The sequence below is a fragment of the Rhodococcus sp. IEGM 27 genome, from assembly GCF_033142305.1.
In the GTDB taxonomy this organism is placed as follows: Bacteria; Actinomycetota; Actinomycetes; order Mycobacteriales; family Mycobacteriaceae; genus Rhodococcus_F; species Rhodococcus_F oxybenzonivorans.
The window spans coordinates 337,624-349,223 of the sequence record NZ_JAWLSG010000005.1 but is presented as its reverse complement, the minus strand read 5'-3'; the positions used below and the strand labels follow the sequence as shown (position 1 = coordinate 349,223).

Genomic DNA, 11,600 nt, shown 5'->3' with positions numbered 1-11,600 from the left:
CTCACAACCCCAGATACGTCTTGAGTTCGAACGGCGTCACGTGGCTGCGGTACTCCTCCCACTCGCGACGCTTGTTGCGGAGGAAGAAGTCGAACACGTGCTCACCGAGTGCTTCCGCGACCAGTTCGGACTTCTCCATTTCCCGCAGCGCCCCGTCGAGGTTCCCGGGGAGTTCGCGATACCCCATGGCGCGCCGCTCGGCCGATGTCAACGCCCACACGTCGTCCTCGGCCTCCGGCGGCAGTGCGTAACCCTTCTCGATACCGCGCAGTCCCGCAGCGAGCAGGACCGCGAAGGTGAGATACGGGTTGCACGCCGAGTCCGGGCTGCGGATCTCGACGCGACGCGACGACGCCTTGTTGGGCGTGTACATCGGGACACGCACGAGCGCCGACCGGTTCGACGGACCCCAGGAGGCCGCGGTCGGAGCTTCTCCACCGTGGATGAGCCGCTTGTACGAGTTCACCCACTGATTGGTGACCGCGCTGATCTCGTTGGCGTGTTCGAGGATGCCGGCGATGAACGCCTTACCGGTCTCCGACAGCTGCATCGGATCGTCCGGGTTGTGGAACGCGTTGGTGTCGCCCTCGAACAGGCTCATGTGCGTGTGCATCGCCGAGCCGGCCTGATCGCTGAACGGCTTGGGCATGAACGTGGCCCGCACCCCCTCGGCGATGGCGACTTCCTTCACCACGTACCGGAAGGTCATGACGTTGTCGGCCATCGACAGGGCATCCGCATACCGCAGGTCGATCTCCTGCTGGCCGGGTGCCGCCTCGTGATGGCTGAACTCGACGGAGATTCCCATCGACTCGAGCGCGTCGATGGCGTGGCGGCGGAAATTGGGGGCAGAGTCGTGGACTGCCTGGTCGAAGTACCCACCGGAGTCTGCGGGCTTCGGCGGCGTGCCGTCGATCGGCCCGTTCTCGAGCAGGAAGAACTCGATCTCGGGGTGCACGTAGCAACTGAAGCCGAGGTCGCTGGCCTTGTTCAGCTGCCGTCGCAGCACGTGCCGCGAATCGGCCCAGGACGGGGACCCGTCGGGCATGGCGATGTCGCAGAACATGCGGGCGGAGTGCTGATGACCCTTGCTCGAGCTCCAGGGCAGAACCTGGAACGTGGAGGCGTCCGGCTTCGCGACGGTGTCGGCTTCGGACACCCGCGAGAACCCTTCGATCGCGGATCCGTCGAAGCCGATGCCCTCCTCGAAGGCACCTTCCAGTTCCGCGGGGGCGATCGCCACCGATTTCAGGTATCCGAGAACATCCGTGAACCACAATCGGACGAACCGAATGTCGCGCTCTTCCAGGGTGCGAAGCACGAATTCCTTTTGGCGATCCATGTCCGCGAGAGTAAGCAAAGTTCGTTAAATCTGTGTTACTTCGTGAATTCACCCGGCTACGATTCCGCATCGTGCCAGCGTGTGGCCACCTCGACCTCTCACCGCGGACGCGCGTGTCAACAGGTGAGGTCTGCGGGCGGCGGCTCGAGGGTCACGAAATAGTCGATGACGGCGTCGTCGACGCATGCTTCGCCATCGAGAACGACGGTGTGCTGAGTGCCCCGGTACGTGATCAGCGCGCCGTTCATCTGCTTCGCCAAGTCCACTCCCGCTTGATAGGGAGTGGCCGGATCCTCTGTGGTCGAGACCACTACGATCGTCGGGATTCCGGGGGCGTCCACCGTGTGCGGTGCACCCGTGCTCGGCACCGGCCAGAACGCGCAGACGTCGAGCGGCGCGTTGCCCGTGCCGCGACCGTCGTCGAGGAACGGAGCCGCCTGCCGGTACCGCATATCGGCCTCGCCGACCTTCGCGCGATCGGTGACCGGCGGATCGTCCACGCACCGGATGGCGTTGAAAGCGTCGTTGAGGTTCGAGTAGCTGCCGTCGTCCGCCCGGCCCTCGTACAGATCGGCCAGCATCAGCAGCGAATCCCCGGTGCCCGTCCGCAGACTCTGCAATCCGCCGCGCAGCGGTCCCCACAGGTTGGGTGAGTACAGCGCCTGCTGGACGCCGGTGATCGCGTCGGTGTAACTGAGTCCTCGCGGATCGGTCGTGGCCGCCGGCTTCGCGATCAGCGGATCGACCAGAGCGCGGAAGTTCTCGTCGGCCTGTGCCGGGTCGGTGCCCAGGGGGCAATCCTGCTGCCTCATGCAGTCCGCGACGAAGGCGTCGAATGCCTTCTGGAAGCCTTCGGCCTGCAAGATGACCTCGTCGGTCGGATCCTGCTCGGGGTCGAGGGCGCCGTCGAGCACCATCGCCCGCACGTTGCCGGGGAACGTCTCCGCATAGGAGGACCCCAGCCGGGTGCCGTAGGAATATCCGAGGTAGTTCAGCTTCGCGTCGCCGAGCACCGCCCGGATGACGTCCATGTCGCGGACGACGTCGTAGGTGCCCACGTGGGCCAGTACATCCGGACCTGTCCGCTCTGCGCACTTGGCCGCGTAGTCACGGTTCTCCGCTTCGGTTTGCGCGATCCCGGAAGGGCTCATGTCGACGTCGTCGTCCCTGCGCTTGGCGTCCACCTCTGGGTCCGTCAGGCAGGTCACTGCCGGGGTGGATGCTCCGACACCGCGCGGGTCGAATCCGACGACGTCGAACTTCTCGGCGAGTTCGGTGCCGTCGGCCACGGATGCCAGAGCCAGACCGGATGCCCCGGGACCGCCGGGGTTGACCAGAAGAGACCCGAGTTTCGGTCCACCCGCCCGGGAACGGGAGATCGCGATCTGCGCCGTGGCGCCGCCCGGGTCCGCGTAGTCGTTGGGCACGGTCACCTTGGCGCAGTCGAGGTTGTCCCCGAGCGGTGTGCCGTCCGTGCTGTACCCCTCGCACGAACCCCAATTCACCTGTTGCGTATAGAAGGCCTCCAGTCCGTCGGGAGCGGACGCTCCCGGCGACGCCGCAGAAGACGAGGGCTCGGCGACGGCCGCGCCGGAATCCCCTCCACTCCCACTGCATCCTGCGAAGACGAGGACAACGGCGACGGCACCCGCGAACGCGGCCGGCACGCGAGCACTGCGAGACATACGACGATCGTGCCAGGGTTCACCGGGTGCGTGCCTCGAGGGCAGGTCAGACCCCGGAGATCGATGTGACCTATCGCACCTGCGCCGGGGGTTCGCACCCCCATGGCCCGGTGGCAGACTGTAGGCGTCATCACCCGCACCCGGGGACCCGTCAAGGGCCTCGAGGCCAGAAAGGGACAACGATGTCCGATAGCAAGACTTCCGAGAGCACGTCCGAGAATCGGCTCTACGGATCAGCCCCCTCCCCCGATGCACCCCGACGCAAGACCAGGACCCACCACCTTCAGGCCATGAAGGCCGAGGGCGAACGCTGGGCGATGCTCACCGCCTACGACTACTCCAGCGCCCGCATCTTCGAGGAAGCCGGCATCCCGGTCCTTCTGGTCGGCGATTCCGCCGCCAATGTCGTCTACGGTTACGAGACCACGGTTCCGGTCACCGTCGACGAGCTCCTTCCCCTGGTACGAGGTGTCGTTCGAGGCGCTCCCCACGCCCTCGTCGTGGCCGACCTCCCGTTCGGCAGCTACGAGAGCTCGCCCGAGCAGGCCCTGGCCACCGCCACCCGGTTCCTGAAGGAAGGCCTGGCCCACGCCGTCAAGTTGGAGGGCGGCGAACGCGTCGCACCCCAGATCGCCGCAATTACCGCCGCCGGCATTCCCGTCATGGCCCACGTCGGCTTCACCCCGCAGAGCGTCAACTCACTCGGCGGCTTCCGGGTGCAGGGCCGAGGTGACGCGGCCGAGCAGTTGGTGGCCGACGCCATCGCCGTCCAGGAAGCAGGCGCTTTCTCGGTCGTCATGGAGATGGTGCCCGCGGAGATCGCCGGGCAGGTCACCCGCAAGCTCACCATCCCCACTGTGGGCATCGGTGCCGGCGCCGAATGCGACGCCCAGGTGCTGGTGTGGCAGGACATGGCCGGTTACACCAGCGGGAAGACGGCAAAGTTCGTCAAGCGCTTCGGCAACGTGGGTGACGAGCTCCGCGCAGCAGCCGCGGCCTACGCAGACGAGGTACGTTCGGGCGCCTTCCCCGCGGACGAGCACAGCTTCTGATCTCTTCTCATCCGGTCCGGCTCCACAATTCGAGAGAGGTGTTCATGCGAGTACGACGTGCGTCGCAGACCGGCCACCGTCGCCGCCCGGCCGCACTCGCGGCCGGGGCGGTCGCACTCGCCGCCGCGCTCACGGGGTGCGCGGGACAGGGCACCGCACCCGCGCCTCAATCCGCTGTTCCCACCAGTTCCCGCGCCGTCGAGCCGGGAGTCGCTGCGGTCCCGGGCGGAGTGACCGAGGCCCAGGCCGCCCAGTTGTGCCGGGATCTCGAGGGGCAGCTGCAGAGCTGGCGTACGTACACGCCGACCATCGGGAAGACCGGACTCAACGGGCTGGTCGGCACCTGGATCGCGCAGAACAACCTCAATGCCCTCGACTTCCTGCAGGATCGCGGTCGCATCGACGTGATCACGACGGCGGCCTGCCCGGACATCCGTCAGGAAGCCGTGACCGCGTTGGAGATACCCGATCTGGCATCCGGCCTGATCGGGTTCTGAGGTGTCCGGCGAGCAGGACCTGCGCACTCTCTACCCCGAGATCCAACCCTTCCGGTTCGGGCATCTCGATGTGGGTGACGGACAGCAGGTGTACTGGGAACTGAGCGGCAATCCCGACGGAAAGCCCGTCGTGTTCCTGCACGGCGGCCCGGGCGGCGGCACCGACCCTGCGTATCGGCAGTTCTTCGACCCGGCCGCCTACCGGATCGTTCTGTTCGACCAGCGCGGGTGTGGTCGTTCCACACCGCACGTCGCCGATGGGGCCGATCTGTCGGTGAACACGACGGACCGCCTGCTCGCGGACATCGAGATGCTGCGTGATCATCTGGACGTGGAGCGGTGGCAGGTGTTCGGCGGTTCGTGGGGTTCCACCCTGGCCCTCGCCTACGCGCAGAAGCATCCGCACCGGGTCACCGAATTGGTGCTGCGGGGAATCTTCCTGCTGCGGCGCAGCGAGATCGACTGGTACTACAACGGTGGTGCCGCACATCTCTTTCCGGAACTGTGGGAGCAGTTCCTGGCGCCGGTTCCCGAGCAAGAGCGGGACGGCGACCTGGTGGAGGCCTACCACCGGCTGCTGCACGCGAACGATGTGGAGATTGCGACGCGGGCCGCGATCGCGTGGTCGGCCTGGGAAGGGGCGACCAGCTCGCTCCTGCCCAAGCCGGAGCGTATCGCCGAAAGTTCGGAGCCTCGGTTCGCGCTCGCGTTCGCCCGCATCGAAAACCACTATTTTCACCACCGCGGGTTCCTCGACGAGGGACAGCTGTTGCGTGACGCGGCGAGGCTCGAGGGGATTCCCGGGGTGATCGTGCAGGGTCGTTACGACGTGGTATGCCCGGCGACGAGCGCATGGGCGCTGCACCGGGCGTGGCCGGGCTCCCAGCTCGACATCGTCGGCGATGCCGGTCATTCGGCGCTGGAGCCGGGGATCGTCGACCGTCTTGTCCGGGCGACCGACCGGTTCCGCCCGTGACGAACTACGCCGGGTAGCTGAACTCGACGGTCCGCTTGTGGACGTCGGCGGCGACGAGCCGGATCTTGACCTGCTCCCCTTCCGCGGGGTCCCCGACGCACTTGCCCATCACCGACACGGAAGGGACGAACACGTCGGCGGTGCGCTTGCCGTTGCGTGAGCGGAGAACGGTGGCATCGAACACGTCCCCCACCCGGTCGGCGAGGACTGTCGCCTCGGCAAGGTCGATGCAGGCGCGTTCCACCTTCCCGGCCAGCGTGTCGGAGCCGCCCATGATCTCGGGCATCGACCCCAGGGCGCCGCGCACCCACGCCGGGACCGCGGCGCCGGACGCTATGGCCAGGCACACTTCCGTCGAATAGCGGTCCGACAGCCGCCGCAGCGGTGCGGTCACGTGTGCGTACGGGGCGCCGATGGCCGCATGCACGGTGAGCTCCGGAACGCTGCCGTCGAAAGCGGCGTAATCGGCGCCGCGCAGCAAGGACGGGGCCTCGGTCATCAGCACGAGCGTCGGCGCCGAATTGGGGTCCAGCCCGGCCAGCATTTCGCCCACACCGACGTCGCGTGGCCACTCGATGCCCAGTGCCGCCGCGGTGCGTCGCAACGCGGCGACGGCGTCGGGTCCGGCGGGCGGCAACGTCCGCAGCAGCCCGATCCTCGCGTCGATCATCATGGCAGCGGCGCACATTCCGGTGAGCAAGGACACCTCGGCGTTCCAGTCGTCGGCCTCGGTGCGCGGCGCCAGATCGATGCGCCACCCCTCGCCGTCCGGTACCACGTCCTGTTCCGGCAGTCGCAGCTCGATGGCACCGCGCGCCACCGCGGCTGCGGCGCGAAGCCGGCCGAACTCGGGCAGCGAGGTGATGGACGGGTGCAATCGGCCCGCGTCCGAATCCGCCTGGACCCCAGGATAGTCGAGCCGCGCCACCGAGCGGACGGTCGCGCGGGATACCGTCCACGACACCGGTGCTGCCTGTTCGTCGAGCTCGATACGCCACAGGGCTGCGGGGCGGATCTGGTCCGGCAGGAGGCTCGCCGACCCCTCCGACAGCTCCTTCGGGTGCAACGGAACCTTGCCGTCCGGCAGGTAGAACGTCTGACCCCGCTTGCGGCTCTCCACCTCCAGGGCACCACCGGGTTCGACGACGGCGCCGACGTCCGCGATCGCATAGTGCAGGACGAATCCGTCCGCGGTGCGCTCGAGGTGGAGGGCCTGATCCAGGTCCATCGACTCCGGCGGGTCGATGGTGACGAGAGGCAGATCCGTGCGGTCTTCACGCTCGGCGGAACAGCGGTCCGTAGCCCGCACGGCCTCGGCCACCGCCTCGGGCGGATAACCGTGCGGAAGGTTGAACTCCTCGCGCACGGCACCGAAATCGATCCCATGCGCGAGAAAACGAGTGATCGGCACCGTGGGGTCGCCCCTTTCACGCCGTAGGCACCCTGACGGTGCGCGCTGTCAGTTGTTCCATTCCTCTTCGGCGCGGTCTGCCGCCTTGTTCCGCTCGGCGGCGATCTGCAGCGCCTTCTCGGCCGAAGCCCGGTCGGGGTACGGGCCCATCCTGGACATCGACGAAGCCGCCTTCCCTTGCGTGACAGATCCGTCGTCGACGTTGTAGTACCAGAGTTGATCTTCGTCAGTCATGTTCCCAGTGTCGCACCGGCGGGGCGTCTGGAGTTGTGGATCATGCTCAGACTGTTACCCTCGGGGCCTGTCCGGTGATTCGTTCCCCGGCGCCGGTACGTGCGGTGTCGTGGCAGCGTGTCCCGCGTGCAGTGCCCGAACAGAGAATGGAGCGAGCATGTCAACGATCATTTTTGATCAGCTACTTCCCTACCTCGGCGCCGAAGGCGCCTCCTACTGGGCCCAGCTTCTGATGGTCGATCCCGTCTGACGGGATGCCGGTCAGCTGATTCGAACGAAGCCCCCGCCGAACTTCTCGACGGGGGCTTCGCCGTTGCCGGAGGCGTAGAGTTCCGGCCGTTTCACTGCGCCCGGCGCCCGTAGTCTCTCTACGCTGTCATGATGGCAGTCAATCGAGCGATCGAGGGACGGGTCTATCCGCCCACCGAGCCGTACCTCGTCGGCCGTGAGAAGATTCGCGAGTTCGCACGGGCCGTCTTCGCCACCAACCCGACGTCCTACGACGTGGAGCGCGCCCGAGCCGCCGGACACGCTGATCTCGTTGCGCCGCCGACATTTCCCGTCATCGTGCAGGAGCGGGCCCTCGCACAGTTGGTCGCCGATCCGACCACGGGAATCGAGCCCGTCAACCTGGTGCACAGCACCGAACACGCGTCGTCCTTCCGCCCCGTAGTCGCCGGTGACGAGTTGTCGGCAGTGTTGACCGTGACCGAGGTGGCCCCAAGAGGTCCGCACACCCTCATCGTGGCCGGCATCGACATCACCGACGCGAGCGGTGCTGTGGTCAGCACGATGACCTCCAGTCTTTTCGTGCGAGGTGAACAGTGAGTTCGCCCGAGCGAATCCTGCTGGGCGACACTGTCGTCAAGGCGCGATACCACCTGACTCGCGAATCACTGGTTCGCTACGCCGGCGCCTCCGGCGACTTCAATCCGATTCACTATCGGGACGACGTCGCCGCGACGGTCGGACTTCCCGGTGTCCTGGCTCAGGGGATGCTCACGCTGGGGCTCGCCACTCAGTGTGTCGTCGAGTGGCTCGGCGACCCGGCGCGAATCACCGGCTACCGGGCCCGCTTCACGAAACCGGTCATCGTTCATGCCGAGGACGGTGCGGTCGTCGATGTGGTCGCCAAGGCCGCTCGAGTGGACGACGACGCCGGGAGCGCCCGGATCGATCTCACCGTGACGTGTGACGGCCATACGGTGCTGGGCAAGTCCCAGGTGTGGATTTCGCTTCGCTGAGGGCGTACCGGTCAGCGCGGCGCAGAGGATGTCGCCGAGCTACCGCCCAGCAGAATGGTGCCGATGAGATCAGGGTCGTCGCTCATGGGAACGTGACCGATTCCGGGGAGCACCAGTAGCCGGGCCTGCGGGAAGGATTTGCGCACGCGTCGCGCCTGGTACACCGGCAGGATGAGGTCGCGCCGCCCCCACGCCACGGTGACGGGGACGGTGGCGTCGACGACGGGCGGCAGCGCGAACGACGCCGTCAGTCCCTGGTCGACCAACACGTTGGTGGTGAGGGATCGGGCGTCGATCACTGCATCCTCGTACGGTACGTGGCTCGGCCTGGCGAAGAAGGCGGCCAGCGACGGATAGCGGACTGCGCGGTAGCTCAGCGCCTTCGGCGCATTCTCCCCCATTGCCCTCGCCACCCTGCGGAGCGCACGGAAGGTGTAGATGGTGCGCGCCTGATCGGCCTTGTTGACGAAGAACCCGGCGGGCGAGAGGGCGGTGGCGGAGGCCACCTCACCCCTGGCCGCGAGCGCGAGGGAAAGCCAGCCCCCGAGAGAGTTCCCGGCGATGTGTGCCCGTTCTCCCGGCGGCGTCACCGACCGGACGAACCCGCTCAGCTCCTCGAGGAGGGCGGCCATCGCATCCACACCGTCGTGCTCGAGAGCCGGGCACTCCCCGTGGCCCGGAAGATCCACCGTGACCACCCGGCGATAGGGCGTCAACTGATCCAGCACGGCGTTCCACGCCTGGCGGCGATGCACCACGCCGTGCACGAGGACGAGCGTGGGGCCGGAGCCGGCGATGTCATGGGGCAAGTCCATGGGCAGATGTTAGCGCTCCCACCGGTAACACTTACAGCTCCCGGAGAAACGAGGAGCGCGGACGAGTTGGCGTATAAGCCGGATCCTGTCCCCGGCACCGAAATGCCGGGTGGCGACCATCCATCTGGGCACACCGTCGCCGGGTACCTCGAGCGGTTCACCCGCAGGCTCGGGCGAGCAGCCCTCGAACACCTGCGCAACCGCACCGGGACCTCGAAAGGCCTGGTGCGGTCTTCAACCTTGCTCCGGGCGGGGTTTACCTAGCCACCCCGGTCACCCGGGGTGCTGGTGCGCTCTTACCGCACCGTTTCACCCTGACCGACGCACATCCCGAAGGGGTGTGACGTCGGCGGTCTGTTTTCTGTGGCACTGTCCCGCGAGTCACCTCGGGTTGCCGTTAACAACCGCCCTGCTCTGTGGAGTCCGGACTTTCCTCGGCCCGGGGCCTGTGCATCTGCATGCTGGTTCCCCGTGCCGCGGCCGCCCGGCCAACTCGTCCGCCCGATCAGGATACGCGTCACGCGCTCGGCCTCCGAACTCGCGGTGTCGTGCCTTCGCACTATGGTCGGATTCATGACTCGATACGTCGCCCTTCTGCGCGGGATCAATGTGGGTGGCATCAACATCAAGATGGTGGATCTGCGCCGCACCTTCAGCAATCTGGGTTTCGAGAACGTGAAGACGGTGCTCGCGTCCGGCAACGTGCTGTTCGATTCTGATCGCACCGACGCCCCCACGTTGAAAAGTGAAATCGAGAAGGCCTTGAGGGCCGAGTTCCATTACGACGCGTGGGTTTTCGTGCTGGACCTCGAGACGGTCCGAAGGATCGTCGACGACTACCCGTTCGATCCCGAGCGGGAAGGCTGGCATCCGTACGTGCTCGTGACGCCCGATCCCGACGTTCTCGCGGGGCTGATCGCCAAGGGCGAGGAACTGGATCCGGCAGTCGAGCGAGTCCAGGCCGGGAACGGGGTCCTGTACTGGGAGGTCGAACGCGGGATGACGCTGAAGAGCGCGTTCGGCAAGAGCACGGGCACGCCGCGGCTCAAGGGGTCCACGACGACTCGCAATCTCCGCACCTTGCAGAAGCTGTTGAAGTAATTCGGCGGTGACAGTTCTGGCAGCGGCCTTGGTCGCCGTAGTCCTCCTGTTCGCGGTCGTCCGCCCGTACCGCCTCCCCGAGGTGGTGGTGGCCGCCCCGGCCGCGGCCGTCGCCGTCGGGGTGGGTCTGGTGACGCCGTCGCAGGCCTGGGACGAGGTACGGGAGATGGCGCCGACCGTCGGGTTCCTCGCCGCAATACTCGTCCTGGCGCACCTGGCGGACGCGATGGGTGTGTTTGCCTGGATCGCGAGCCGGTTACGGCGCGGCGCACGAGGAAAGCCGACACGTTTGCTGACGCTGGTGTTCGGCGCCGCCGCGCTCACCACGGCGGTTCTGAGCCTCGACGCCACGGTGGTGCTTCTGACGCCTGCGGTCATCGCCACGGCGCGGGCGTTGCAGATGGATCCACGTCCACATTCGTATGCCACGGCACATCTGTCGAACACCGCGTCGACACTCCTGCCGGTGTCCAACCTCACCAACCTCATCGCGTTTTCCGCGACGGGCATGACCTTCCTCCACTTCACCGCGGTGATGGCGTTGCCCTGGATCGTGTCGGTCTGCGTCGAATTGGCGCTGTTCCGCGTATTCTTCCGGCGGGAACTACTCGCTCGGCGAGGCGCCGAACCGGCGGCGGAACGCGACGTACCCGCGCCTACTGCGGCGTTGGTGATCGTGGGGGCAACGCTGGCGGGTTTCGCTGTGTCCGGCGTCGTCGACGTCGCCCCGGCATGGGTGGCGGCTCTCGGAGCGTTCTCTCTGGGTGTCCTCGCCTTACGGGAGGGGCGAACCAGGATCCGTCACATTATCTACGCGCTGGACGCGTGGTTCTGCCTGTTCGTCCTTCTCCTGGGCGTCGTGGTGACCGGGGTGGCGAACGGTCCGATCGGTCAGTGGATCAGCGAGCGGCTTCCCACCGGCGCCACCTTCCTCGGCTTGCTCGGCATGGCCGTAGTGGCGGCGGTGGCGGCCAACCTCGTCAACAATCTTCCGGCGACGCTTCTCCTGCTGGCCGGGCTGGGCACTCAGGCCCCACCCGGCCTGGTTCTCGCGATGCTGCTGGGTGTCAACCTCGGCCCCAACCTCACCTACGTCGGCTCGCTGGCCATCATGCTGTGGCGGCGGGTGTCCGCGCGCGCCGGTTCGCCACCCGAGTTGCGGACGTTCACCGCGCTGGGCCTCATCACCACGCCGCTGACACTGCTGTCCTCCGTCACCGCGCTGTGGCTGGTCCTGCGGTGA

At 67.1% G+C, this 11,600-nt stretch carries 12 protein-coding genes and 1 other RNA gene; 7 read left to right on the top strand and 6 right to left on the bottom strand.

What is annotated here, in order from left to right:
* Position 1 precedes the first annotated feature (1 nt).
* Together R4P95_RS19620 and R4P95_RS19615 are read right to left on the bottom strand one after the other, a co-directional pair.
* Complete coding sequence (locus R4P95_RS19620; RefSeq protein WP_109329144.1) at positions 2–1,342, bottom strand: glutamine synthetase family protein; 1,341 nt, start codon at positions 1,340–1,342, stop codon at positions 2–4.
* A gap of 116 nt (positions 1,343–1,458) precedes the next feature.
* Entirely contained in the window at positions 1,459–3,027 is a 1,569-nt protein-coding gene (locus tag R4P95_RS19615) for an alpha/beta hydrolase (RefSeq protein ID WP_317746225.1), read from the bottom strand.
* 182 nt (positions 3,028–3,209) lie between these two features.
* Between R4P95_RS19615 and panB the strand changes: the two genes are divergently transcribed.
* The 3 genes from panB to pip are packed head-to-tail and all read left to right on the top strand — an operon-like array spanning position 3,210 to position 5,552.
* Positions 3,210–4,079: a 3-methyl-2-oxobutanoate hydroxymethyltransferase gene (panB, locus tag R4P95_RS19610; RefSeq protein ID WP_109329140.1), complete on the top strand. Its 870-nt coding sequence runs from the start codon at positions 3,210–3,212 to the stop codon at positions 4,077–4,079.
* A gap of 38 nt (positions 4,080–4,117) precedes the next feature.
* Positions 4,118–4,576, top strand: coding sequence for a hypothetical protein (locus R4P95_RS19605; protein WP_213572486.1), 459 nt, complete (start codon positions 4,118–4,120; stop codon positions 4,574–4,576).
* Between the two features lie 19 nt (positions 4,577–4,595).
* Positions 4,596–5,552 carry a prolyl aminopeptidase gene (gene pip / locus R4P95_RS19600; protein WP_317746412.1) on the top strand — a complete coding sequence of 319 codons (957 nt, stop codon included), beginning with the start codon at positions 4,596–4,598 and terminating at the stop codon, positions 5,550–5,552.
* Between the two features lie 4 nt (positions 5,553–5,556).
* Here the strand turns inward: pip and R4P95_RS19595 are convergent, their stop codons facing one another.
* A complete protein-coding gene (locus R4P95_RS19595; protein ID WP_213578095.1) occupies positions 5,557–6,957 on the bottom strand; it encodes an RNB domain-containing ribonuclease in 1,401 nt (466 codons plus the stop codon).
* Between the two features lie 54 nt (positions 6,958–7,011).
* The gene (locus tag R4P95_RS19590; protein WP_109329136.1) at positions 7,012–7,197 is read right to left on the bottom strand and encodes a hypothetical protein; all 186 of its coding nucleotides are present in this window, start codon (positions 7,195–7,197) and stop codon (positions 7,012–7,014) included.
* A gap of 381 nt (positions 7,198–7,578) precedes the next feature.
* On the opposite strand from R4P95_RS19590, the gene R4P95_RS19585 reads away from it, so the two are divergent.
* Together R4P95_RS19585 and R4P95_RS19580 are read left to right on the top strand one after the other, a co-directional pair.
* Positions 7,579–8,025 (top strand): MaoC family dehydratase N-terminal domain-containing protein, encoded by a 447-nt coding sequence (locus tag R4P95_RS19585; RefSeq protein WP_213578097.1) that lies wholly within the window; start codon positions 7,579–7,581, stop codon positions 8,023–8,025.
* The gene (locus R4P95_RS19580; RefSeq protein ID WP_317746226.1) at positions 8,022–8,441 is read left to right on the top strand and encodes a MaoC/PaaZ C-terminal domain-containing protein; all 420 of its coding nucleotides are present in this window, start codon (positions 8,022–8,024) and stop codon (positions 8,439–8,441) included. Before R4P95_RS19585 ends, R4P95_RS19580 begins: the two co-directional genes overlap by 4 nt.
* 11 nt (positions 8,442–8,452) lie before the next feature.
* Here the strand turns inward: R4P95_RS19580 and R4P95_RS19575 are convergent, their stop codons facing one another.
* Together R4P95_RS19575 and rnpB are read right to left on the bottom strand one after the other, a co-directional pair.
* On the bottom strand, positions 8,453–9,256 hold the full coding sequence (locus R4P95_RS19575; RefSeq protein WP_317746227.1) for an alpha/beta fold hydrolase: 804 nt from the start codon (positions 9,254–9,256) through the stop codon (positions 8,453–8,455).
* 58 nt (positions 9,257–9,314) lie between these two features.
* Positions 9,315–9,752: RNase P RNA component class A (gene rnpB / locus R4P95_RS19570), an RNA gene on the bottom strand.
* A 77-nt stretch (positions 9,753–9,829) separates the two neighbouring features.
* Between rnpB and R4P95_RS19565 the strand changes: the two genes are divergently transcribed.
* Together R4P95_RS19565 and R4P95_RS19560 are read left to right on the top strand one after the other, a co-directional pair.
* Positions 9,830–10,357: a DUF1697 domain-containing protein gene (locus tag R4P95_RS19565; RefSeq protein ID WP_317746228.1), complete on the top strand. Its 528-nt coding sequence runs from the start codon at positions 9,830–9,832 to the stop codon at positions 10,355–10,357.
* 7 nt (positions 10,358–10,364) lie between these two features.
* The gene (locus tag R4P95_RS19560; RefSeq protein WP_213572490.1) at positions 10,365–11,600 is read left to right on the top strand and encodes an SLC13 family permease; all 1,236 of its coding nucleotides are present in this window, start codon (positions 10,365–10,367) and stop codon (positions 11,598–11,600) included.

Coding starts and splice junctions, on each gene's coding strand:
- R4P95_RS19575 (WP_317746227.1), bottom strand. CDS start 9,256: ATGGACTTGCCCCATGACATCGCCGGCTCCGGCCCCACGCTCGTCCTC.
- R4P95_RS19590 (WP_109329136.1), bottom strand. CDS start 7,197: ATGACTGACGAAGATCAACTCTGGTACTACAACGTCGACGACGGATCT.
- panB (WP_109329140.1), top strand. CDS start 3,210: ATGTCCGATAGCAAGACTTCCGAGAGCACGTCCGAGAATCGGCTCTAC.
- R4P95_RS19620 (WP_109329144.1), bottom strand. CDS start 1,342: ATGGATCGCCAAAAGGAATTCGTGCTTCGCACCCTGGAAGAGCGCGAC.
- R4P95_RS19615 (WP_317746225.1), bottom strand. CDS start 3,027: ATGTCTCGCAGTGCTCGCGTGCCGGCCGCGTTCGCGGGTGCCGTCGCC.
- R4P95_RS19585 (WP_213578097.1), top strand. CDS start 7,579: ATGGCAGTCAATCGAGCGATCGAGGGACGGGTCTATCCGCCCACCGAG.
- R4P95_RS19565 (WP_317746228.1), top strand. CDS start 9,830: ATGACTCGATACGTCGCCCTTCTGCGCGGGATCAATGTGGGTGGCATC.